Annotated in this window: 20 protein-coding genes and 2 pseudogenes; 13 read left to right on the top strand and 9 right to left on the bottom strand. The window is 57.4% G+C overall.

Annotated elements, in window-relative coordinates; all coding sequences use genetic code 11:
* Positions 1–138 precede the first annotated feature (138 nt).
* The 5 genes from ltnD (at position 139) to AC6I8I_RS12100 (ending at position 5,218) form a co-directional block, all read left to right on the top strand.
* The gene (gene ltnD, locus AC6I8I_RS12120) at positions 139–1,044 is read left to right on the top strand and encodes an L-threonate dehydrogenase (RefSeq protein ID WP_312056060.1); all 906 of its coding nucleotides are present in this window, start codon (positions 139–141) and stop codon (positions 1,042–1,044) included.
* A complete protein-coding gene (gene otnK, locus AC6I8I_RS12115) occupies positions 1,044–2,309 on the top strand; it encodes a 3-oxo-tetronate kinase (protein ID WP_497827894.1) in 1,266 nt (421 codons plus the stop codon). The genes ltnD and otnK overlap by 1 nt, the downstream gene beginning before the upstream one ends.
* On the top strand, positions 2,302–2,946 hold the full coding sequence (gene otnC / locus AC6I8I_RS12110; protein ID WP_497827893.1) for a 3-oxo-tetronate 4-phosphate decarboxylase: 645 nt from the start codon (positions 2,302–2,304) through the stop codon (positions 2,944–2,946). Before otnK ends, otnC begins: the two co-directional genes overlap by 8 nt.
* Positions 2,946–3,731, top strand: coding sequence for an HPr family phosphocarrier protein (locus AC6I8I_RS12105; protein WP_312056062.1), 786 nt, complete (start codon positions 2,946–2,948; stop codon positions 3,729–3,731). Before otnC ends, AC6I8I_RS12105 begins: the two co-directional genes overlap by 1 nt.
* Positions 3,732–3,859: 128 nt before the next feature.
* Positions 3,860–5,218, top strand: a complete 1,359-nt coding sequence (locus AC6I8I_RS12100) for a GntP family transporter (protein ID WP_312056063.1) — start codon at positions 3,860–3,862, stop codon at positions 5,216–5,218.
* A 78-nt stretch (positions 5,219–5,296) separates the two neighbouring features.
* Here AC6I8I_RS12100 and sbcB read toward each other — a convergent pair whose 3' ends face one another.
* The gene (gene sbcB, locus AC6I8I_RS12095; protein ID WP_312056064.1) at positions 5,297–6,724 is read right to left on the bottom strand and encodes an exodeoxyribonuclease I; all 1,428 of its coding nucleotides are present in this window, start codon (positions 6,722–6,724) and stop codon (positions 5,297–5,299) included.
* Between the two features lie 173 nt (positions 6,725–6,897).
* Here sbcB and AC6I8I_RS12090 point away from each other — a divergent pair.
* The 4 genes and pseudogenes from AC6I8I_RS12090 to dacD form a co-directional block, all read left to right on the top strand.
* A pseudogene (locus tag AC6I8I_RS12090) lies at positions 6,898–7,197 on the top strand (Arm DNA-binding domain-containing protein); the annotation flags it as partial.
* Positions 7,198–7,202: 5 nt separating this feature from the next.
* Positions 7,203–7,730 (top strand): annotated as a pseudogene (locus tag AC6I8I_RS12085) (DNA methyltransferase); the annotation flags it as partial.
* Between the two features lie 298 nt (positions 7,731–8,028).
* Positions 8,029–8,370 carry a hypothetical protein gene (locus AC6I8I_RS12080; RefSeq protein ID WP_312056066.1) on the top strand — a complete coding sequence of 114 codons (342 nt, stop codon included), beginning with the start codon at positions 8,029–8,031 and terminating at the stop codon, positions 8,368–8,370.
* Positions 8,371–9,016: 646 nt separating this feature from the next.
* Positions 9,017–10,180, top strand: coding sequence for a serine-type D-Ala-D-Ala carboxypeptidase DacD (gene dacD / locus AC6I8I_RS12075; protein ID WP_497820312.1), 1,164 nt, complete (start codon positions 9,017–9,019; stop codon positions 10,178–10,180).
* A 54-nt stretch (positions 10,181–10,234) separates the two neighbouring features.
* On the opposite strand, the gene AC6I8I_RS12070 is transcribed toward dacD, so the two are convergent.
* The 3 genes from AC6I8I_RS12070 to AC6I8I_RS12060 are packed head-to-tail and all read right to left on the bottom strand — an operon-like array spanning position 10,235 to position 13,961.
* Positions 10,235–11,452, bottom strand: coding sequence for a cytochrome c (locus tag AC6I8I_RS12070; protein WP_312056068.1), 1,218 nt, complete (start codon positions 11,450–11,452; stop codon positions 10,235–10,237).
* Entirely contained in the window at positions 11,449–13,215 is a 1,767-nt protein-coding gene (locus AC6I8I_RS12065; protein ID WP_497828658.1) for a GMC family oxidoreductase, read from the bottom strand. Before AC6I8I_RS12065 ends, AC6I8I_RS12070 begins: the two co-directional genes overlap by 4 nt.
* Positions 13,215–13,961: a gluconate 2-dehydrogenase subunit 3 family protein gene (locus AC6I8I_RS12060; protein WP_312056069.1), complete on the bottom strand. Its 747-nt coding sequence runs from the start codon at positions 13,959–13,961 to the stop codon at positions 13,215–13,217. Before AC6I8I_RS12060 ends, AC6I8I_RS12065 begins: the two co-directional genes overlap by 1 nt.
* Positions 13,962–14,170: 209 nt before the next feature.
* Here AC6I8I_RS12060 and AC6I8I_RS12055 point away from each other — a divergent pair, with 209 nt between their 5' ends.
* Together AC6I8I_RS12055 and tmaR are read left to right on the top strand one after the other, a co-directional pair.
* Entirely contained in the window at positions 14,171–15,229 is a 1,059-nt protein-coding gene (locus AC6I8I_RS12055; protein ID WP_497827892.1) for an FUSC family protein, read from the top strand.
* A 160-nt stretch (positions 15,230–15,389) separates the two neighbouring features.
* Entirely contained in the window at positions 15,390–15,716 is a 327-nt protein-coding gene (tmaR, locus tag AC6I8I_RS12050) for a PTS system regulator TmaR (RefSeq protein WP_004571340.1), read from the top strand.
* 120 nt (positions 15,717–15,836) lie between these two features.
* On the opposite strand, the gene AC6I8I_RS12045 is transcribed toward tmaR, so the two are convergent.
* Positions 15,837–16,898, bottom strand: coding sequence for a LacI family DNA-binding transcriptional regulator (locus AC6I8I_RS12045; protein ID WP_497820311.1), 1,062 nt, complete (start codon positions 16,896–16,898; stop codon positions 15,837–15,839).
* 95 nt (positions 16,899–16,993) lie between these two features.
* Between AC6I8I_RS12045 and AC6I8I_RS12040 the strand changes: the two genes are divergently transcribed.
* Positions 16,994–17,770: a YdcF family protein gene (locus AC6I8I_RS12040; RefSeq protein WP_497827891.1), complete on the top strand. Its 777-nt coding sequence runs from the start codon at positions 16,994–16,996 to the stop codon at positions 17,768–17,770.
* A 36-nt stretch (positions 17,771–17,806) separates the two neighbouring features.
* Here the strand turns inward: AC6I8I_RS12040 and AC6I8I_RS12035 are convergent, their stop codons facing one another.
* Both AC6I8I_RS12035 and AC6I8I_RS12030 read right to left on the bottom strand, forming a co-directional pair.
* On the bottom strand, positions 17,807–18,721 hold the full coding sequence (locus tag AC6I8I_RS12035) for a ketopantoate reductase family protein (protein WP_312760211.1): 915 nt from the start codon (positions 18,719–18,721) through the stop codon (positions 17,807–17,809).
* Positions 18,722–18,746: 25 nt separating this feature from the next.
* On the bottom strand, positions 18,747–19,100 hold the full coding sequence (locus AC6I8I_RS12030) for an ArsR/SmtB family transcription factor (protein ID WP_312056074.1): 354 nt from the start codon (positions 19,098–19,100) through the stop codon (positions 18,747–18,749).
* A gap of 138 nt (positions 19,101–19,238) precedes the next feature.
* Between AC6I8I_RS12030 and fusA the strand changes: the two genes are divergently transcribed.
* Positions 19,239–21,335 (top strand): elongation factor G, encoded by a 2,097-nt coding sequence (fusA, locus tag AC6I8I_RS12025; RefSeq protein ID WP_312056075.1) that lies wholly within the window; start codon positions 19,239–19,241, stop codon positions 21,333–21,335.
* A 34-nt stretch (positions 21,336–21,369) separates the two neighbouring features.
* On the opposite strand, the gene AC6I8I_RS12020 is transcribed toward fusA, so the two are convergent.
* Entirely contained in the window at positions 21,370–22,143 is a 774-nt protein-coding gene (locus AC6I8I_RS12020; protein WP_497827890.1) for a phosphate/phosphite/phosphonate ABC transporter substrate-binding protein, read from the bottom strand.
* On the bottom strand, positions 22,136–23,107 hold the full coding sequence (locus AC6I8I_RS12015) for a fatty acid desaturase (protein WP_312760207.1): 972 nt from the start codon (positions 23,105–23,107) through the stop codon (positions 22,136–22,138). The genes AC6I8I_RS12020 and AC6I8I_RS12015 overlap by 8 nt, the downstream gene beginning before the upstream one ends.

Raw genomic sequence — 23,107 nt, 5'->3', positions numbered from 1 at the left:
ATGAGAGATGTTAAGAATTGTTCTCGATCACATCACAGATGTTTTTTTGTGAGTTGCCACACGTTTTTGCCGGGGTAAAGCTGGCAGGATTAACAGTAACAAACAAATAATCACTTAATTTAACAGTGGAGGCCGACAGTGCCAGTCGAAAATATCTGTGTTATCGGGTTAGGTTCCATGGGCATGGGTGCCGCGCAATCCTGTATCCGCGCCGGTCTTAACACCTGGGGCGTCGATCTGAATCCCGCCGCGCTGGAGAGCCTGCGCCAGGCGGGCGCTCGTGACGCGCAATCCTCCGCCGCCGCCTTTGCTGACCAGCTCGACGCGGTGCTGCTGCTGGTGGTGAATGCGCAGCAGGTGAACGCCATTCTGTTTGGTGACGATGGTCTGGCCGCGAAGCTAAGGCCCGGCACGGCGGTAATGGTGTCATCAACGCTCTCGGCGCAGGATGCGCAGCAGATTGAACAGCGGCTGGCACAACATCAGCTGCTGATGCTCGACGCGCCGGTCTCCGGTGGGGCAGCCAAAGCCGCCAGCGGTGAGATGACGGTAATGGCGTCCGGCAGCGAAGAGGCTTTTACGCAGCTGCAACCGGTGCTGGATGCGGTGGCGGCCAAAGTCTATCGGGTGGGCAGCGACATCGGCCTCGGCTCGACGGTGAAAATCATTCATCAGCTGCTGGCCGGAGTGCACATCGCCGTTGGGGCAGAAGCGATGGCGCTGGCGGCACGGGCGGGCATCCCGCTGGAAACCATGTATCAGGTGGTTACCCATGCCGCCGGTAACTCATGGATGTTCGAAAACCGCATGCGCCACGTGGTGGACGGTGACTACAGTCCGAAGTCGGCGGTCGATATCTTCGTCAAAGATCTCAACCTGGTGGCGGATACCGCCAAATCGCTGCATTTCCCGCTGCCGCTGGCCTCGACCGCGCTCAATATGTTTACCGAAGCCAGCAACGCCGGTTATGGCCGTGAGGATGACAGCGCGGTAATTAAAATCTTCAGCGGCATCACCCTGCCTCAGGGTAAGGAGAATACCTGATGCGTCTTGGAGTGATAGCCGACGATTTTACCGGTGCGACCGACATCGCCAGTTTTCTGGCGCAAAACGGCCTGACCACCATTCAGTTCAACGGCGTACCGGCCGGCGATCGGGTCGTCGGGGCGCAGGCGATAGTGATCAGCCTGAAGAGTCGATCCTGCCCGGCAGAGCAGGCGGTAGCGCAGTCGCTGGCGGCGCTGGCGTGGCTGCAACAGCAGGGCTGTGAGCGCTTCTACTTTAAATACTGCTCCACCTTCGACAGCACCGCGCAGGGCAATATCGGCCCGGTGACCGATGCGTTGCTGGCCGCGCTGGGCGAAAGCCTGACGGTGATCTGTCCGGCGCTGCCGGTGAACGGGCGCACGGTGTATCAGGGGCATCTGTTTGTCGGCGATCGGCTGCTGTCGGACTCCGGCATGCGCCATCACCCGGTCACCCCGATGCACGACAGCAACCTGCTGCGTCTGATGACAGCGCAGGCCACCGGTCAGGCCGGGCTGATCGCTGCAGCGCAGGTCGATCAAGGCGCGGAGGCAGTGCGTCAGGCGCTGGGCCAACTGGCGGAGCAGGGCATTAACTATGTGGTCATCGACACGCTGAATGAACAACATCTGCTGACCCAGGGCGAGGCGCTACGCGATCTGCGGCTGGTGACCGGCGGTTCCGGGCTGGCCATCGGGCTGGCGCGCCAGTGGGCGACGGCCGGAGCGGATGCAGCGGCGGCGGAGCAGGCAGGACGACCGCAGGGCGATCGTGCGGTGGTGCTTTCCGGCTCCTGCTCGCAGATGACCCAACGCCAGGTCAGTGTCTATCGCCAGCTGGCACCCGCTCAGGAAGTGCAGGTCGAACGCTGCCTGCAGGATGCTGACGACTATGCCCTGCAGCTGTGTGACTGGGTAACAGCCAACAGTCATCAGGCACTGGCGCCGCTGCTGTTTGCGACCGCTGACGCGCAGCAGTTGCAGCTGATTCAGCAGCAATATGGTGCCCGGCGCAGCAGTGAGGCGGTCGAACAGCTGTTTGCCGCCGTAACCCGTGAGCTGCAGCGGCGCGGCTGGCAGCGCTTTATCGTGGCGGGCGGCGAAACCTCCGGCGTGGTGGCCCAGAGCCTGGGGGTGACGGCGTTTCATATCGGCCCGACCATCTCGCCTGGCGTGCCGTGGGTGCGTGATATTCAGCAGCCACTGTCGCTGGCGCTGAAGTCCGGTAACTTTGGCGATGAAGACTTTTTCCGCCGCGCGCAAACGGAGTTTCCCCATGTCTGAATCTTTCTCTTTAGCCGAGCAGCAGGCGCGTGACGAAATGGTCCGGCTCGGCGCCTCCTTCTTTCAGCGCGGCTACGCCACCGGCTCGGCCGGCAATCTGTCCGTGCGGCTGGAAGATGGTAATCTGCTGGCGACGCCCACCGGCTCCTGCCTCGGTGAGTTGCAGGGTGACCGCCTCGCTAAAGTCACCCCGGACGGCGAGTGGCTCTCCGGCGATAAACCGTCCAAAGAGATCGCCTTTCACCGCGCGCTCTACCTGAACAATCTCGACTGCAAAGCGGTGGTGCATCTGCACAGTCATTACCTGACGGCGCTCTCTTGTTTACAGGGGCTGGACCCGGAAAACTGCATCCGTCCGTTCACGCCGTATGTGGTGATGCGGGTCGGGGATGTGCCGGTGGTGCCGTACTACAAGCCGGGCGATCAGCGGCTGGCGGAAGATCTGGCGCAGCTGGCACCGCGCTACCGCGCCTTTTTGCTGGCCAACCATGGGCCGGTGGTAGTGGGAAAATCATTGCGTGAAGCGGCAGATAACACCGAGGAGCTGGAAGAGACGGCCCGGCTGATTTTTACCCTTGGCGACCGCGCCATCCGTTATCTCAACGACGCCGAAGTGGCTGAGTTAAGGAGCCGATAATGCCTAAGTTTGCTGCCAATCTGTCGACCCAGTTTACCGAACTGCCGTTTGCTGAACGCTTCGCTGCCGCAGCGGCCGCCGGTTTTGAGGCGGTGGAATTTCTGTTTCCCTATGACTATCCCGCAGAACAGCTGAAGCAGTGGCTGGATGAGAATCAGCTCCAGCTGGTGCTGTTCAACACCGCGCCTGGCAACATTGCCGCGGGCGAGTGGGGCGTTTCCGCCATTCCCGGCCGTGAAGCGGAAGCCAGAGCGGATATCGATCGCGCCCTGCAGTATGCGCTGGCGCTCAACTGCCCGCAGGTGCACATCATGGCGGCGACGGTGCCGCCGGGTGCCGATCGCCAGCGCTATGCTGAGACCTTTATCAACAATATGCGTTATGCCGCACAACGCTTTGCGCCGCACGGCATCAACCTGCTGATTGAGGCGCTGAACCCGACCACTAAGCCGAACTATCTCTATTCCAGCCAGTATCAGACGCTGGAAATGGTGGAGCAGATCGATTGGCCCAATGTGTTTACCCAGCTCGACCTGTTCCATGCGCAGTTAGTGGATGGCAACCTTAGCCATCTGATTCGCCACTACGCCGGGCGCTATCGTCACGTACAGATCGCCTCGGCACCGGATCGCCATGAACCGGATGAGGGGGAAATTAACTACCCGTGGCTGTTTACCCTGCTGGATGAGGTCGGCTATCAGGGCTGGGTCGGCTGCGAATATTTCCCGCGAAGCAGCACCACCGCTGGCCTCGGCTGGTTTGCCCGCTGGCGTACGCGCCGTTAATCACCTGCACCGCTACTCACACCGATTGTCAGGCAAACGGTGTGAGTCCTGCTGCAGCTTAATCACACCAGTGTTCAATCAATAAAAATATAACTTACTGAAAATTATAATTAATAAGAGGTCTGCCGATGTCCACTACGCTGCTGTTATCCATCGCGCTGGTCAGCGTGATTCTGCTGTTGCTGCTGGTAATCAAAGCCAAAGTCCATCCCTTTATTGCGTTACTGATCGCCAGCCTGTTTGTCGCCATTACTACCGGTATCCCGGCTGAAAACATTATGAAAGTGATCCTGGGCGGGATGGGCAGCCTGCTCGGCAGCATTGCCGCAATAATTGTACTGGGGGCGATACTCGGCGCGATTATTGAAGCATCCGGCGGCGCTGATCGGCTGGCAAACCGCTTCGCGCAGCTGTGCGGACCGCAGCGCATGGTCGCGGCCTTAACCACCGTAGCCTTTATTCTGGGATTGCCGGTGTTTTTTGACGTCGGGTTTATTATCGTGGTCCCGCTGATTTATGGTTTTACCAAAGTGATGCGCGTATCGCCGCTGAAGTTTGGTTTGCCAATGGCAGGCATGATGCTGATGGTGCATGTTACGGTGCCCACTCATCCAGGACCGGCCGCCGCCGCCGGTTTGCTGAATGCCGATCCTGGCTGGTTAATGATGACCGGGATAGCATTGTCGATACCGACAGGCATTGCCGGTTATTTCGTGGCTAAGGCGCTAAATCTTAAAAAATACCATCTTTCTGTTCAGGTACTGGAGCAGCTGCAGCTTACTGAACCCACCGCCCAGACGACATCTGCCAGCGGTAAAGATGCGCCGGGCGCTTTGCTGATTTCGGGCTTAATCTTATTGCCGATTCTGCTGATCATGCTGGGTACGTTATTGCCGCCGCATCTTACCCCCGATAGCCTGCCACTGAAGATTCTGACGTTAGTGGCTTCGCCAGCTGTGGCATTGCTGATTACCCTGGCGCTTGCAGGATGGTTACTGGGACTGCGTCGTGGCTGGACCAAAGAGAAACTGGAAACGCTGTCAAACAACGCGATATCCACCGCTGCCGGGGTGATTTTAGTCTCAGGTGCCGGGGGCGCGTTCGGCAAAGTGCTGGTGGAATCGGGCGTAGGCAAAGCGCTGGCCAGTTCATTGCAGACGATTCATCTGCCGTTGATCCCGGCTGCGTTTATTCTTTCACTGGCGCTGCGTGCTTCACAGGGGTCGGCCACGGTGGCGATTGTCACAACCTGTGGATTGTTAAGTACCGCCGTGACCGGGCTTGGCGAGATGCAACTGGTGCTGGTCGCCCTGTCAGCCTGTTTTGGTGCGCTGGGCCTGTCACACGTTAATGATTCCGGCTTCTGGGTGGTCACCCGTTATCTTGGTTTGTCGGTTGCTGATGGGTTACGCAGCTGGACAATACTGACCACGATGATGGGACTGTGCGGTTTTGCGCTGACCTGGCTGGTATGGATGATGATGTAATGCGGTAACGTGGCGGGACCGCGAACAGTTGCGGTCCCGACCTTAGCCGGCAGCAGAAACGGCCGGGCAGTTTCGGGGCTAAGAAACCAGCTCCTGCGCATAGAGATAGAGCGCTTTTAACTGCCCCAGCTTCTCCGGATCGGCTTCATGCAGACTCGCCAGTGACTCCAGCTCCTGCAAAAACGCCTGCACCCGCTCAGCATTGAGCACCTCGCGCCGATGCTGCAACCAGCGCTGCTGTTCCGCATCATCCAGCGTGCCGGGGAAGTTACGCGCCCGATAACGGAACAGCAGTTTCGCCACGCGCGCGCTGTCGAATGTTAAATCCAGCGCCGGCAAATTAGCGGGTGCGGTCTGGCGGATAATGTTCATGCCCGCGCGATCGGCATCGCTGAAAAAGCCATCGTACAGCTGGGTGTCAACATCGTCCGACGGGGTAAACGGTTCGGCGTCAGCAAACAGCGTCACCAGCTTTTCGCGCACCTCTGGCTGCTGACGCAGCAGCGCCAGATTCGCCAGACAGTGCTGACGATCGATACCCAGCCGGGCGGCATCCTCCGGACGCAGCGTATTGGCCGGTGCCAGCACCGGACACTTGTTGATATGAACCAGCTTAACCGGCACTGCCGGCAGATCGCCGAGATCGTTTTTCGGCGTATAGAGCCGCTCGCGCAGGGTATCGGCATCCAGCTGCAGCAGCGGTGAGATATCACCGGCCAGATCGACCACAATCAGCGCATTGCGGTTATCCGGGTGCCAGGCCAGCGGAACCACCCAGCTGGTGTTGCCGCGTGCCGCGCCGAACATGCCGGACACGTGCACCAGCGGCTTCATCTGCGGGATATCAATCAGGTTCATCAGCTTGTTTTTGTTACGGTGGGCAAACAAAAACTCAAACAGCTTAGGCTGCTTCTCTTTCACCAGCCGGGCCATTGCCAGCGTGGCATAGACATCAGACATCGCGTCATGGGCATTTTCATGCGCTACGCCGTTGGCTTTGGTCAGATGCTCCAGCCGGAAGCTGGGAAAGCCTTCTTCATTTTCTGGCCAGTTAATCCCTTCCGGACGTAACGCATAGCAGGCCCGCATCACGTCGAGCAGATCCCAGCGCGAGTTGCCGTTCTGCCAGCTCCAGCCATAGGGATCGTAGAAGTTGCGGTAGAAGATATTGCGCGTTACTTCATCATCAAAGCGCACGTTGTTGTAGCCGACCACGCAGGTTTGTTCGGTGGTAAACAGGGCGTGAATGCGTTCAGCGAACTCCGCTTCAGTCACGCCGCGCGCCATCGCCACCTGTGGCGTGATGCCGGTAATCATCACCGCTTCCGGCTGCGGCAGATAGTCATCCGGCGGACGGCAGTAAAACACCTGCGGCTCACCAATCGGATTAAAATCGCTGTCGGTACGCAGACCGGCGAACTGTGCCGGCCGATCGCGTGAAGGGCTGGTGCCGAAGGTCTCATAATCGTGGAAGAGGAATGTTGGCTGTACTGAATTGTCTTTCACTGTATCAAAGTATCCACGTTTATTTGTTTATCCTTATGTTTTTACTAATAAATATTACAAAAGCCAGAACCATTCGATTAGGTATGTACAAGGTTGAATGTTGGTGTATTCGTTAGTACATGGCACATTGAGTACACGATGAATTCATAATTCAGTGAGTACAAAATATTATTATGGCTATCAGCGACATTAAGCTCCGCTCTATACATGGTAAACCATATTCAGGCTCGCCGGAAATAACCGATTCAGACGGGCTGGGCGTTAGGATCACGCCGCGCGGAATTATCAACTTTCAGTATCGATATCGGTGGCAGGGCAAGCAGCATCGCATTGGCATTGGTAAGTACCCAGCCGTCTCTCTTCATGATGCGAGAAACAGGGTCGCCGAACTCCGCCTGAGTCTTGATAAAGGTATTGAGCCAAAAGCCGCCGCCGCTCACAGCAAAGCCACCACTAAACCGACCATAGCGGATACCGGGAAAAGAACATGGTCTCCCACTGGTTCGGTTCCAGCCAGTGGCAGTTGCCGGGTGAGGCGGATTACCTGAAATTAAAGGGGTTGTTCACCCGCATTGCTATCGAGAAGCATCGACGAGCCGAACTGGCGCGTCCTCATCATCAGCTGGTGGCAGCATCTCAGTCACTGAATCGTAAGTATTCTGATCTGCTTGCTGAGTTTAAGTCTCTCCGGCGGTATTTTGCCGTGTCTGCGTCAGTGCCATACACCGACGTATGGATGCATAAACCGGTTCAGTTTTATCCCGGAAAGCATCCATGCGAGAAACCCACTGTCATGCTTGAGCAGATCATTAATGCCAGCAGCAGGCCGGGAGATGTGGTTGCTGATTTTTCCATGGGGTCAGGGCCAACATTGAAAGCGGCCGTGAGGCTGGGCCGCTGTGCGATTGGTGTTGAACTGGAGAGGGAAAGGTTTCTGCAGACAGCAGAAGAGATGCGCGAATATATTGAAACGGCAGTGGATATCCCACGGAAATTGAAAGAATAATACATCAGTTGCCGGATGCCGTTATTAAAATGTAATGACTGTTAATTTAGCTATTGAGGGCTTTAAAAATAACGAGATTGAGTTCACAGTTATTAAAATTTATTTGGTTTTTACTGAATTATTTTAACGCATTGCTCTGATAAAAATATGTCAGCTTGAAGCAAATGGCTGTTTATATTGTTACTTTATTTGGTCATTGTTCTCCAGGCGCGGTTTTTGTTGGTTTTAACCGCGAGTGTTATAACAACTTAACAGCGCTGCTCATGGTTACTCAGGATAAAACTATTGGAAATAAAATATGGAAATTTTGAATAAAGCGCAGTTCATGTTGATTGCTGGTGCAAGCGGTGCATATGATCCTTCTTGTGCAGGTGCTAGCGCACGTCAAAGTCAACACGGTAAATCCAGTGGAAGCGCTGGCAGTAATGGGAGTCATGATATTTATGCCGGTACCGATGGCTGCGTAACCGCTATAGGGCTTGGGGCTATGAGCGGTTTTTTTGGCGGCCCCGGAGCGGCGTTGCCTGGAGTTGTAACTGGTGGAATTAATTCATGTATAGGTAGTTCGAATAACGGCTCTGGTCAAGCCTCTAATGGAGGTAGTGATTGCTCTGGTGGAATAGGCGGCGTATGCAATTAGAAAAAAATAAATATTTCAGTAAAACATTGCAGCTTTTGGTGATAGGTATAGGTCTTCTGCTCAATATATCTTTTCTCCATGGCGTTGGCCTGTTGGATTCCACTTATTTTGAGATATCTAAAGAGTTTTCTGGGTTTGCTATTTATTTTACTAGCATTATTGGTACGTTAGTGATCTGCAAGTACCTGGTTAATCTTATCCTTCGGTTTTTTTCAAAAAACTAATAAAAAGCTCGCTTCGGCGGGCTTTTTTCATGTCCAAAAGCCACGACCAGCATCTTATCGCGCACCCTGCGCATGGCTGGCGCGTGGCTTTTTCTTTTCCGGAGTATTCAATGTGACCGAACCTATCACCGGCACCGGCGTTGAGACAAATCGATAATCTCATCAGCGTAATACGTAACCTTATCCCTCAGGTCGATGTTCCTTTTTTAACCGTACAAAAGGTGCGCGTAAACGTTCATTAAGTAAACAGCTTTCACCGCACGCCGTGATCCATCGAACAGCCAGTCAGCGTCTTAGCCGCCCCAGTTCATACTTTTTTTCAATTTATTCAAACCTTCACAACGGTTTTGCCGTAAAACGTGCGGCTGTTTCCGTTTCGTTTCATAAATAAATTTTTCTCCCGTGCAGGTAAGGATGAAGTGTTGAAAAGGCGTCTGTTGATTACCGTTACCGCTACTGTTTTTTGGGCTTCGCTGGCACAGGCTGACGACATGCCATTTCCCGTGACGCCACCGGCGATTGATGCGGCGTCCTGGGTGCTGATGGATGCCACCACCGGCCAGGTCCTGACCGCCGGTAATCCGGATGAGCGCCGCAATCCTGCCAGTCTGACCAAGCTGATGACCGGTTACGTCGTCGATCGCGCTATCGATCAAAAGAAAATCAGCCGCGACGATATGGTCACCGTCGGCAAAGATGCCTGGGCAGCCGGTAATCCGGTATTTAAAGGCTCATCGCTGATGTTCCTTAAGCCGGGCGACAAGCTGAGCGTACGTGATTTAAGCCGGGGAGTAATCATCGATTCCGGTAATGACGCCTGCGTAGCGCTGGCAGACTACGTGGCGGGCAGCGAAGACAATTTCGTCAAAATGATGAATCACTATGTCGATAAGCTCGGCCTGCAAAATACGCACTTCGAAACGGTGCATGGGCTGGACGCGCCAGGCCAGTTCTCCAGCGCGCTGGATATGGCGAAACTGTCGCGGGCGATTATCGATGGCGAACCCGACTTCTATGCCATGTACAGTGAGAAAACCCTGACGTGGAACGGCATCACTCAGAACAACCGTAACGGCCTGCTTTGGGATAACAACCTGCATGTGGACGGGCTGAAAACCGGTCACACCGAAACCGCAGGCTTTAATATCATCGCTTCTAACGTGGTGGGCAAACATCGTCTGATTGCCGTGGTGATGGGCGGCAAGAGTCCAAAAGGGCGCGAAGAGCAGGCACGTAAACTGCTGGTCTGGGGTCAGAATACCTTTGATACCGTGCAGCTGTTCCATGCCGGTAAGAAAATTGGCAGCGAGAACGTCTGGTACGGCAATCCGCATCAGGTCGAAGTGGGTACCGCGAATGATGTCTATCTGTCGCTGCCGCGCAGTGAAGTGCAGAACGTCAAAGCGAAATACATTATTAACCGCAGCGATCTGGAAGCGCCGCTGAAAGCCAATGAGGTGATTGGTGAAATTCAGGTAATGGATAAAGATCAGCAGATTGCCCACTATCCGCTGGTGGCCCTGAGCGCAGTTGAGCCTGCTGGCGTCATTACCCGCATTACCGATTATCTCAAGCAAAAGTTCTGATCGGCGTTGCTGGCCGCGTAATAGGGGGCAGCCTTCAGGCTGCCCCCTGACTGCTTAACGCAACTCTTCCTTCATCTTCTTCACCTCACTGGCCTCAACCGGCGCGGCAGCATTGCCCCAGCTGTTGCGAATGTAGGTGAGCACCGCCGCAATATTGTCATCACTCAGGGTACCGGCAAAGGCTGGCATCGCCGGTGCCGTTGGTCGCGCATCGGTATCCACGCCGCGACTGCCCGCCAGCACCACATGCATCAGTGATGTCGCATTCGGCTGATTGATCAATGGATTATCCGCCAGCTGCGGGAAGATATTCTTCTCACCGCGGCCACCCGGGCTGTGGCAGGCCGAGCATTTGGCTTCATAGATCGTCGCCCCAAGCTTCATCCTGTCATCGTTAGCGTCCAGCGGTTTTGGCTTCTCGTCAGCTTTTTTATCGCCATCCTTGAGATAAACCGCTACTGCGTTGAGATCGTCCTCGCGCCAGTGCTGGGTTGAATGACGCACCGCATCGGCCATCGGGCCGGAAGCGATGGCATAGCGGTTCACGCCGGTCCGCAGGTAGGTCACGATATCCTGCTGGGTCCATTTACCGAGTCCGGTATGATCGCTGGCGTCCAGATTGGGCGCATACCAGTCCTCCACCTCGCTGCCGCCGAGGAAGCGGCCATTTTTGTCGCCGCCCAGCAGATTTTTTGGCGTGTGGCAGGTGCCGCAGTGGCCGAGACCCTCAACCAGATAGGCCCCGCGATTCCATTCCGCCGATTTATCCGGATGCGGTTTGAATTCGCCCTTATCAAAGTTAATCCAGTTCCACACCAGCAGGCTGGTACGGATGTTGAAAGGAAAGGGCAGCTGGTTGGTTTCTACCGGATGATTGATCGGTTGCAGCGTCTGCATCCAGGCCCACAGGTCCTGCAGATCCTTTTCCGACATTTTGGTGTAAGCGGTAAACGGCATCGCGCCATATAAACGCTTGCCGTTATGGCCGACACCGGTATTCATGGCGCGGCGAAAATCATCGTAACTCCAGTTGCCAATCCCGGTTTCACGGTCAGGGGTGATATTCGCGCCGAGCAGGGCGCCAAACGGCGTCTGAAGCTTAACGCCACCGGCGAAAGGCTGTTTCTCATCGGTGGTGTGACAGGCGGTACAGTCGCCCAGCGTGGCGATATAACTGCCGCGGGCGATCTGATCATATTCCGGTTGCGCCTGACTGCTGAAGCTGCAGGCCAGTAGCCATGCGGCGGCGGAGAGAAGCGGTAAGGTTTTCATGCGCTGATCATCTCCCCCGGACGTTTCAGGTAGTAGCGACGGATATCGTGCGCCGCTTTGAAAGCCAGCGCGCCTACCGTGCCGGTCGGGTTGTAGCCGGGATTCTGCGGGAAGGCGGAAGCGCCCACCACAAACAGATTAGGCACATCCCACACCTGCAGATGTTTATTCACCGAACTGGTGCGTGGATCGGCACCCATGATGAAGCCGCCGACCACGTGCGAGGACTGATAGGGCACGCTGCTCCAGTGGCCGGTCATTGGCTTGACGATCATCTCGCGCGGGTTCATCACCTTCGCGATCTCGGCCACCTTGTTAGTGCAGTACTGCGCCATCTTCAGGTCGTTCTGCGCGAAGTCAAAGGTAATACGCAACAGCGGACGGCCATGCGGATCTTTGTAGTTAGGATCCAGCGACAGATAGTTGGTGCGGGTGGTGTAGCTGCTGGCTTCACAGCCAATCGACATGGTGCTGAGATAGTTATCTTTCAGCGTCTGTTTCCATTTCGAACCCCACTTCGGCGTATTGGGCGGCAACGGACGATACCCAATCGGCGCTGCGCCAATCGGGGTGACGCGGATACTGCCGCCGCCGAAAAAGCCGAGGCCGCTGTGGTCAAAGTTATCGTTATTGAATTCGTCGATTCCCATGCCGACCGCGCCAGCGCCGATAAATGGATTGAAGTTTTTGTTATCGAAAAACAGCGTGACGTTGTTGGCGGTCTGGTAGGCGTAGTTGCGCCCGGTGGTGCCGGTGTTGGTCACCGGATCGTAGGCCTCGCCAATGCCCGACAGCAGCATCAGGCGCACGTTCTCAAAGGTAAAGGCGGCGACAATCACCAGATCGGCCGGCTGTTCCCACTCATCACCCGACGAGTCGATGTAGGTGACACCGGTGGCTTTTTTGCCGGTCGAGTCAGTCAGTACCTGCAACACTTCACTGTTGGTATAGGCGGTGAAGTTAGGCTTGCGCATCAGCGCCGGCAGTACGGTGGTGATGGCGCTGGCTTTAGAGTAGTTGGCACAGCCGTAGTTAGTGCAGAAGCCGCAAAAGGTGCAGGGCCCCATGGTGACGCCATACGGATTGGTATAGGCCTCCGAAACCAGTGAAGAGGGCACCGGGAACGGCTGATAGCCGAGATTTTTTGCCGCATCGGCAAACAGGGTCGGACCATAAGGCTGACGCAGCGGCGGCGTCGGATAGTCGCCGGAGCGCGCGCCCTCAAACGGATTGCCGCCCGGCCGTTTTTCACCGTTGAGGTTGCCGGCGCGACCTGAGGTGCCAGCCACACGTTCAAACTGCATATAGTGCGGCTCCATCTCCTCCCAGCTGGTGCCCCAGTCCTGCAGCACCAGCTCATCAGGAATGGCGCTGGCACCGTAACGTTCGGTAAGGTGGCTCTTCAGGCGGAATTCTTCCGGCTGGAAGCGAAAGGTGATGCCGGCCCAGTGGTTGCCAGCGCCGCCGGTGCCGTTGCCGGGGTGAAACGAGCCCCAGGTCCGCATCGGTAACGCGGTCTGCGACGGATTATTACGCATGGTGCAGGTGTTCTGTCGGGTGCGCAGCATCAGCTCTTCGCGCATCACATAACGCAGTTCATCGGTTACGGTGCCGATATTGAAATCGCGAGCGGTATCGCGCCACGGACCCCGTTCAATACCGACCACTTCCAGGCCTTCATCGGCCAGCTCATTGGCAATAATCGATCCGGCCCAGCCGAGTCCAATTACCACTACATCGGTTTTGGGAAGTTTTTTCATGATTAGTCCTTTGCCTTCCATTGCGCAATACTGATCGGCTCGAAGTGCAGATTTTCGTTATGGCGTTCGATGTAATCGCGATAGTCATAGCGCGCACCTGGAAAACCGAGCATCTTCCACGACACCATTTCGCGGTTGCCGCCATACACCGGATCGGCAAAGAAGCCTTCCATGGTGTTATTCAGCACTTCGAGAAAGAAGGACTGCGCATCGAAATCGCTGAAGTGCACCTTACCGGCTTCCATCGCCTGCAGCAGTTCGTCCTGCTGTTGCGGCGTCAGGTCAGTGAAGTTTTTATGCGAGGTCTGCTGAACGTAGCGGTTAAGTGCGGCGATGCCCTGGCGGTAGCGCTGACGCGGCACCAGCGGTGACTGATCGCCCTGCTCGGTAGTGCCTTGCTGAAACGGGCCTTGCATATAGAGGCGCTCAAAACTGCCGTAGGAGCCGTGCAGCTGGCGATCGATAAACACGGCGCAGCCTGCTTCTTTGCCGCCCACGCTAAGATCATCGGCCGGGATCAGCCGGTCAACGATCGCCTCAATGGTCCTGGCTTCAGCATCGGTGAAAAACAGCCAGCCTTGTTGTGGGAAAGTTTCTGGAGGATTATCGGAGAATGGCGTCCAGCCTGGACTGCCTTTCAGCGAAACGGCATCGGCGACCTGGCTGACAGTCGCTGCGACACCCAGCGTCGACCATGTCAGAACCTGCCGCCGCGTGACGCCCGGCAGGGTTTTTGCTCTTTTTCGCATCGTGCTTCCTTCTCAAGTGTTACTAACAAAAGCTAAAGGTGAAAAATTGTTGGCAATTTGTTGTTTGAGTTCGGGGCCGTATGTAAAGGCGATGTGGATAATTGTAAGGGAACGTCAAAACTGTTTTGAAATGTAGATGGCGCACTAAACCTTAGCAACATCAGGGGTTAAAATAGCGCACGAAATGATCCAACAACCGGAAAACCATTTTGCGATCTGATAAGCCCATATCAAAAATCGAGTTTTGGTTCTATCGCCATTACCGCACCGTTCACGGTGTACGCATCGCTATCGCCTTTTTACTCTGTTTTATTTTCGTCCGGGCGACGGACATTCCTGAGGGCACCTGGCCGCTGATTACGCTGGTGGTGGTGATGGGGCCGATCTCCACCTGGGGGAATGTGTTTCCGCGCGCGCTGCAGCGCATTTGCGGCACGGTGGCGGGATCGATCTCAGGACTGATTGCCCTGAAACTGGAGCTGATCTCCATGCCGATGATGCTGGCCTGGTGCGGTGTCGCGATGTTTATCAGCGGCTACCTGACGCTCGGTAAACATCCCTATATGGCGCTGCTGATCGGCATTACCCTCAGCGTCGTCGTCGGCGCGCCGACCGGCGATTTCGCCATAGCGCTGTGGCGCGGCGGCGATGTGATCCTGGGTTCGCTGATGGCGCTGCTGTTTACCGCCATCTGGGCGCAGCGCGCCTATATTCACTGGCGTATTCAGCTCTCGGATACGCTGGGGGAGATGGCGAAAATCTACCACGCCGGTTTCTCGCCCAACCTGGTGGAGAAGCCGCGCCTTAACAAGCCGCTGGGCAAATTGCTGACCAGCGTGATCAAAATGCGGGCGCTGCTGGAACCGTCAAGTAAAGAGACGCGCATCCCGAAATCAGTGCTTGAAGCCATTCAGACCATAAACCGTAATATGGTGTACACCATTGAGATGCAAATTGATGCGTGGTGGGCTTCACGTCAGAGCCACCTGATCCTGCTCAACGCCCCGGCGTTACGCCGGACCCAGCAGATGACCGAAAACACCCTGCGTGCGCTGTCGGTGATGGCGATAGAAGGCGAAACCGACGAGGTGCTGGCTAACAGCCATGAGCTGACCGAAATCAGCGGCGAGCTGCGGCGGCTGATTGCCGAAGCGGGCAGTGAAGGACTGGAGGAGACGCCGATTTACGGTTACGTCTGGTTAAGCCTTGAGCTGGCAAAACAGCTGGAACGGATGACCGATTTGATGCGAATGGCGCTGCGCAAATAATCACCTCAGACAATGACTTAATGTGAAACCGGGTTTCTTTGCGCTAAGATAAGGGCCAGTCCGAAATTAGCTGTGAAAATTGCGTATAAGGCTGGCTAGCCGCTAAGCTGATCGTTTTGTCTCTCTGCCTGCGTCAGCAGGCTCAAAGAAAGGTGCCATCATGGAAAATGCCAAGCAATCATTTCAGGACGTCCTGGAGTTCGTGCGTATGTTCCGCCGCAAAAACAAACTGCAGCGTGAAATTGTCGATAACGAGAAGAAAATTCGTGACAACCAGAAGCGCGTCCTGCTGTTAGACAACCTGAGCGAGTACATCAAACCCGGCATGAGCGTCGAGGCGATTCAGGAAATTATCGCCAGCATGCGGGTGGATTATGAAGACCGCGTTGATGAGTACATCATCAAAAACGCCGATCTGTCGAAAGAGCGTCGTGAGCTGTCGAAAAAGATCAAAGCTATGGGCGTCGGCGAACACCCGAAAGCCTGAGGCTGATAACTGAGCGTGACTGCTCCGCTCGGTTAACAAAGACCCGCTCCCCGTCAGGAGGGCGGGTTTTTTTATCGCCGGCATCGGCTCCGCAGCATTTGCCTGGCGGCAGGGCGGGGATTATTTTGCTATCAGCTGGCGGGCAATCGCCTGAAGCTGCTGCGCCAGCGCGGAGAGATCGAGGTGTGAATCGGCGGGTGGCGCGGTGGTTTCTCTGATCACCAGCGCAGTTTCCAGCGCTTCATCACTGACTGATTCGCCCTGCAACCGCGCCAGCAGTCGCTCAACGCTGAGCACGCCCAGCTGCTGTAAATCCTGTCGCACCGTGGTCAGCGGCGGCTGATACCACGCACTCTCGGCGGTATCGTCATAGCCAATCACCGAAATCTGCCGCGGAATCGCCACGCCGTGCTGATGCAGCGCCCGCATCGCGCCCAGCGCCATCTGATCGTTCGCCACCAGCAGCGCCTGCGGTAAGGCATTCGGTAACTGCGCCAGCAACGCCTGATAACCCGACTGGGCACTCCAGTCGCCGCGCAGTGAGCAATGCGGCGTCAATTGATGATCGGCCAGCGCCTGACGCCAGGCGGCTTCACGCTGACGCGCCGACACCGATCGCTCCGGGCCGTTCAGCAAGCCGATATGCCGGTGTCCCAGCGCCACCAGGTGCTCTACCGCCGCCCGCGCGCCGTGATGATTCGGATACTGACACTGCGCCACGGCCGCCTGCGGCTCGACGTCTAAAAACAGCACCGGTTTCGCAGCGCACAGCGCCTGGATCTGCTGTGCCTGCCCGGCCTGCAGCGGCAGGTTGATCAGTAAACCATCCACCCGCTGCGCCAGCAGTTCATTGATGGTCGCCGCAGCGTCATTGCCGCTCTCCATGGCGATCACCAGATGATAGCCTGCCGCCGCCGCGCGCCGCTGAATCGCCGAGGCAATCTGTGCCGGGGCCATCAGCGCCAGATCGCTGGTGGCGAGACCCAGGGTGCGGGTCGCTTTACCCGCCAGCTGTTGTGCTACCCGGTTCGGCACATAATTGAGCTGCTGCATCGCCGCTTCGACCCGTTGCCGGGTGCGGACCGAGACCTGTTCAGAACGATTAAGCACCCGTGAAACGGTTTGGTAAGAGACGCCAGCCAGTTGAGCGACATCATCAAGGGTCACAGAGCGGGAAGTCATTGATCTCTCCAGTAGATGAAGCGGCGATTGTAGCAAATTTTTCGGCTGCAGCGCTGCTGCTGCGCGCTACACTGCTCAGCAATAAGGAGAAAAATATGCAGCTGACTGACCATGATATTGATGACATCAACCTGATCGCCGCCTGGCTGGCGCTTGATCAGCTGACAGATCCGCAGCACCCCGACGCCGATCTGCTGATTCTGGCCGGCCATGCGGTGCTGCCAAATATTGAGGGCGCGGTGGCGCTGGCGAAAACCTCCGGTCTGCCGCTGCTGATCAGCGGTGGCGTCGGCCACGCTACGCCGCTGTTAGCCCAGGCGATGGCGGCAGATCCGCGCTTTCACCAGCTTGATACGCAGGGAAAGAGCGAGGCGCAGATGCTGGCGGCTATCGCGCATCGGCTGGCCGATCTGCCGCCTCAGCAGCTGCTGCTGGAAGGAGAATCGCGCAACTGCGGCGAAAATGCGGCGTTCAGTCAGCGGTTACTGGATAGCCGTGGCATACGGCCGCAGCGGGTCATTCTGATTCAGGACCCGTTACTGCAGCGGCGCACTGACGCCACCTTCCGCTGGCAGTGGCGCGATCGGCCGGCGGCTCCCCGCTTTATCAGCTGGCCGGTTTTCATTCCGCAACTTAGGCTGAAGGCGGGCCAGCCACGCATCACCGGTGCAGCGCCGCAGGGTTTGTGGACGCTGGAGCGCTTTATTTCGCTGCTGATGGGAGAGGTGCAGCGGCTGCGAAACGATGAGCAGGGCTACGGGCCGCGCGGTAAAGGATTCTTCGCGGAAGTGATACTGCCTGATCAGATTGATGCGGCGTGGCAGCGCCTGATGCGCCTTTCCGGCGTGCAGCAGCGGATTCAGGGGCGCTGAAAAGTGGCGGGCCGCGCGGATGCGGCCCGCTGACGCTTAACGGCTCTGCAGATAGACCTGCAGATTGACATATACCGCATTCAGCAAGGGCGTGCTCAGGCCGGAGTGACTGGCACGCAGCAGCAGATCGCCGATGATCTGGTCGGCTTCAATATCAAATCCCTGGCATAAATCGCGGTACATAGAGGAGGTCATCGGTGTGGCTGGATTGTTCAGCAGCTCGAAAATTTTAGCGGTTACCGCCGGGCGCGGTTGGTAACCCGCCGCGCTGATGACCGTCAGGATCTCGCTAAAAATCCCCTGTAACAGCGCTTCACCGCCACGGGATCGCAGCACCTGCTGGGTGTCGCCGCGAGCCAGACAACACACCGCGCCGAGCGTGCTGAGCAGCAGCCATTTCTCCCACAGTTCATCCATGATGTTGTCGCTGAAGCGGGTATCAACCTGACTGTCGCGCAGCGCAGCATCGACCCGCTGCAGGCGCGCATCGTTATTACCGTCGAGCGCGCCATAATAGAGCTGATGCAGTGGCGTCATCTGGATCACTTCGCCGTTGTCGCCCAGCGTGGCGTTGATTTTACACAGGCCACCGATCACCGCGTCGCGGCCAAAGCGCTGTTGCAGCGTCTCAATGTGCCGCATGCCGTTAAGGATCGGCATAATCAGCGTCTGTGGGCCGACGGCGGGCGCAATATCTTCCATCACCTGCTCAAGGGCAAAGCTTTTTACCGTCAGGATAATCAGGTCATAGTGGCCGTGCAGGGAAGCCGCCTGCACCAGCTGCGGCTGCAGCGTTTCGGTGCCATTGGGGGTCTGCAACACCAGTCCCTGCTGCTGCAACTGGCGGTAACGCCGTTCGCGCACCAGAAAGGTCACGTCCTGGCCGGCCTGGGCCAGCCGCGCGCCAAAATATCCACCGGTCGCGCCGGCACCTGCTATCAGAATGCGCATAGAATTTCCCTTTAAGTGAAAACCGTTACCTTAAAACGTCATCGCCGGACTTGTCAGCCGATCCGTGCGGTAAGGTGTCCTGACTGATAGCCGTCAGCACGCTGGTGAGTAAGCCAGGAAAGCGATGTTCAAGATCTTCACGGCGTAGCGAAATCAGATTTTCCCGCCCCAGCGGCCGCTGCCAGATCACGCCACTGTCACGCAGGACTCGCCAGTGGTGGGTCATGGTCGATTTCGCCACCTCACCACGCAACAGGCCGCAAGGCTGTTCACCTTCACGCGCCAGCGCATCAACAATAGCCAGCCGCAGCGGATTGCCCAGCGCAAATAACACATTTTCTAATCGTAACTGTTCAGTATCAGGGTGATTACTCAGCATAACGTTCCTGTCAGGGGAATGAGCCGGTTAATTATAGCTCAATCTGTTCGTATAGAGTCGTACCATTGGTCTAAGCTTGCTGACACGGGTGCCGAAAAATTGTGCACCCATTTCCGTCAAACTGACTAAGGATACATCATGCCCCGATCCCTTCCGATCGAACGTTACCGCAACATCGGCATCTCCGCGCACATCGATGCCGGTAAAACCACCACTACCGAGCGCATTCTGTTTTATACCGGAATGAGTCACAAGCTGGGGGAAGTGCACGATGGCGCTGCAACAACCGACTGGATGGCGCAGGAGCAGGAGCGCGGCATAACCATCACCTCTGCCGCGGTCAGTTGCTTCTGGCCGGGCATGGATAAGCGCTTTGAGCCGCACCGCATCAATATTATCGACACCCCAGGCCACGTTGATTTCACCATTGAGGTCGAGCGCTCAATGCGGGTGCTGGATGGCGCGGTAATGGTGTATGACGCGGTGGGCGGCGTACAGCCGCAGTCGGAGACGGTGTGGCGGCAGGCGAATAAATATCATGTGCCGCGGCTGGCGTTCGTCAACAAAATGGATCGTCAGGGCGCTGATTTTTTCCGCGTCGTCACCATGATGCAGTCACGGCTGAAAGCCAATCCGGTGCCGATTGTCATTCCAATCGGCCGCGAAGAGCATTTCGTCGGGGTGATCGATCTGATCCGCATGCAGGCTATCTACTGGGATGAAGAGAGCCAGGGGATGACCTTCAGCTATGGTGAAATTCCGTCTGATCAGCTGGCCGAAGCGCAGAGCTGGCGCGAAAAAATGGTCGCGGCGGCGGCAGAAGCCAACGAAACCCTGACCGAAGCCTGGCTGGAGCAGGGCGATCTCAGCGAACAGCAGGTGATTGCCGGTTTACGCCAGCGTACGCTGCTCAACCAGATCCAGCCGATGCTGTGTGGCAGCGCGTTTAAAAATAAAGGGGTACAGCGGATGCTGGATGCGGTGATCGAACTGATGCCGTCACCGGCCGATGTGCCGGCGATCAGCGGCGTGGATGAGGCCGGAAACCACGCCGAACGACACGCTGATGATGACGAACCGTTCTCGGCGCTGGCGTTTAAGCTGATGAGCGATCCTTTTGTCGGGCAGCTGACTTTTGTGCGGGTCTACTCGGGGGTGTTACGCAAGGGCGACAGCGTCTTTAACGCGGTCAAAGGCAAAAAGGAGCGCATTGGTCGTATCGTCCAGATGCACGCCAACGCCCGCCATGAAATCGACGAAATCCGCGCCGGGGATATTGCCGCCTGTGTCGGGCTGAAAGAGGCGACGACCGGCGAAACCCTGTGCGATCCGCACGCCATTATTACTCTGGAGCGGATGGAGTTTCCTGAACCGGTGATTTCGCTGTCGATCGAACCGAAGACCAAAGCGGACCAGGAGAAGATGGGGCTGGCGTTACAGCGGCTGGCGGCAGAAGATCCGTCGTTCCGGCTGCACACCGACGAGGAGTCGGGCCAGTCAATTATCTCCGGCATGGGCGAACTGCATCTGGAGATTATCGTCGATCGCCTGAAACGTGAATTTGGCGTAGAGGCCAATATCGGGCGGCCGCAGGTCACCTACCGTGAGACGCTGCGCAAGGCGGTGCAGGATGTTGAAGGCAAGTTTGTGCGCCAGTCGGGCGGCAAAGGGCAGTACGGCCATGTGGTGCTGAGCCTGCAACCGGGTGAGGCGGGCAGCGGGTTTGTCTTTGAAGATGCCACCAAAGGCGGGGTGGTGCCGCGCGAATATATCCCGTCAGTGGAGAAAGGCGTCCGCGAAGCGCTGAACAGCGGCGTGCTGGCGGGCTATCCGATTGTCGATATCAAAGCGACCCTGACGTTTGGCTCTTATCATGAGGTCGATTCCTCGGAGATGGCGTTTCGCATGGCAGCGATTCTCGGTTTCCGTGCCGCGGCAAAGCTGGCCGATCCGGCGATTCTGGAGCCGGTAATGAAGGTGGAAGTGGAGACGCCGGAAGAGTATGCCGGCGGCATCATGGGCGATCTGTCGTCACGTCGCGGCGCGGTGCAGGGCATGGATGAACATTTTGGCGGCCGGATTATTCGTGCCGAAGTGCCGCTGTCAGAGATGTTCGGCTACTCCACCAGCCTGCGTTCGCTGACTCAGGGGCGCGCCACCTACAGCATGGAGTTCAGCCATTACGCGCAGGCACCGCGTAACGTGGCCGATGAGATCATTGCTGCCCGTAAATAGGGCGATGCGGCAGGGAAGCCGCTTTTCCTTCAGCTTAAAGCCGGGTTACCCCATGCGCTGCTGCCTGCTGTTCAAAGCGGATTATCGTCTGATAATCCTGGCGCCGCAGCGGGCTGAATCCACTAATCAGGCTGGCCGCACAGACTTCACGCCACGCCGGACTCGTCACCAGTTCCCCCAGCACCGACTGCAGCGTCTGGCGCTGCTGCGCGCAGGTTGAGGCCGAAGTGATGAGTGGCAACCCAGGCGCAGGCGGTGTTTCGTCGATAATGTGCAATCCCTGTAGTTCCTCTGGCGCGTACCGGGCGATCAGGGCCCAGCTGACACAATCAATGGCGGCAATATCCGCCTGATGCTGGCGCACCGCCGCCAGTGACTGACGATGCCCGCCACTCAGCACCAGTCGTGAAAACAGCACGCCCGACAGGGCCGCCACCAGGCGCAGCGCGTTATAGCCGGAGTGTGAATCGAGGCCGTTGGCCACCGCCCGACGCGCGTGAAAATCGCTCAGCGTCGCGCCCTTATCCCGCGCCACCAGCCAGCTACGATAATCGGGTCCGCTGCAGCCTGGCGCGCTGTAGTGAAACGCGCCGACCAGCTGCACCGCAGGCAGTCGCGTCACCAGCGGATAGCCGCAGGTCTGACTCAGCAGCAGCCGATCATCCTGCCAGTGGGTAAGCAGATCGTCGGGCCAGACTGGCTGCGCCGCCGTGCCGTGCTGCGCCAGTAACGTTACTATCGCCTGGCTGAGCGCCTCAGTGGCAGGGCGAGCAATGTCGTACATCGGTAATGCCAGCAGGTCAGTCATGGCGAGCCTCTTCAGAACGCCCAGGATGGGCATTGACCCCGACCGGCCGTGCCCAGAACTGACGCAGCCAGACCCGGTAGCCCGCCACGCGGAAACCGTGGTTGCGCTGGTAATAGTGCTCGCGGTCGCGCAGATAGAGGCGACGCAGGCCGTACCAGGGCACGCCGGGCAGATCGTGATGCACTGAATGGTAGTTCAGATTCAGAAACAGGATCCGCCAGGGCAGCGCCGCCTCATTATTGACCGAACGCGCCAGCGGATCGTCAGCCGCGCGATGTTCATAAAAGGAGCGCACTTTGGTCAGCGCCAGCGCCGGATAGCTGACCGCCAGCAGATACCACAGCGGGGAGAAGCCGCACTGCGCCATGGCGTAAAACAGCAGCGCCAGCAGGCTCCAGTGCAGCAGCCACATGCCGATAGCGGCCCGCTCACCGTGACGAAGCGCCTGCCACATCGCCCGGAAAGTGCCGCAGATATCCAGCAGCGGAGCCAGCAGCAGGCGGCCAAAAAAGGTATTCCGCAGGTGGATCAGCTGCTGCTGCCACGGCGACAGCTGCGCCCAGCGTGCGGCGGACAGGTAGTAACTTTCCGGATCGTCATCCGGTTCGGTCAGGGTGTGGTTGCGGTGATGGGCCAGATGAGAATCACGGTAGAGGCCAAACGGAAACCACACCGCCAGCGGCAGGGTGCCAAACAGCTGATTAACCCGCGGCCAGCGTGTTGGATGGCCGTGGATCAGCTCATGCTGCAGCGACATATACCAGGCGGTAAAGCCCGTCAGCAGCAGGGTAGCGGGCAGCCGTCCGAGGATCTGCCAGCCGAGCAGCGTGCCGAACCAGCCGCCATAGACCGCGACGATCAGCAGCCAGGTGGGCAGTTCAGTGCGCCATAACCAGCTGCGTGAGAGCTGTTGCAGCAGGGCGCGCTGCTGCGGATGAAGGTAACCGGCACGGCTTTTTTGCAT

The organism is Pantoea sp. X-Soil-YNGN-775 (assembly GCF_059730575.1).
This window is presented reverse-complemented; position numbering and strand designations above follow the sequence as displayed.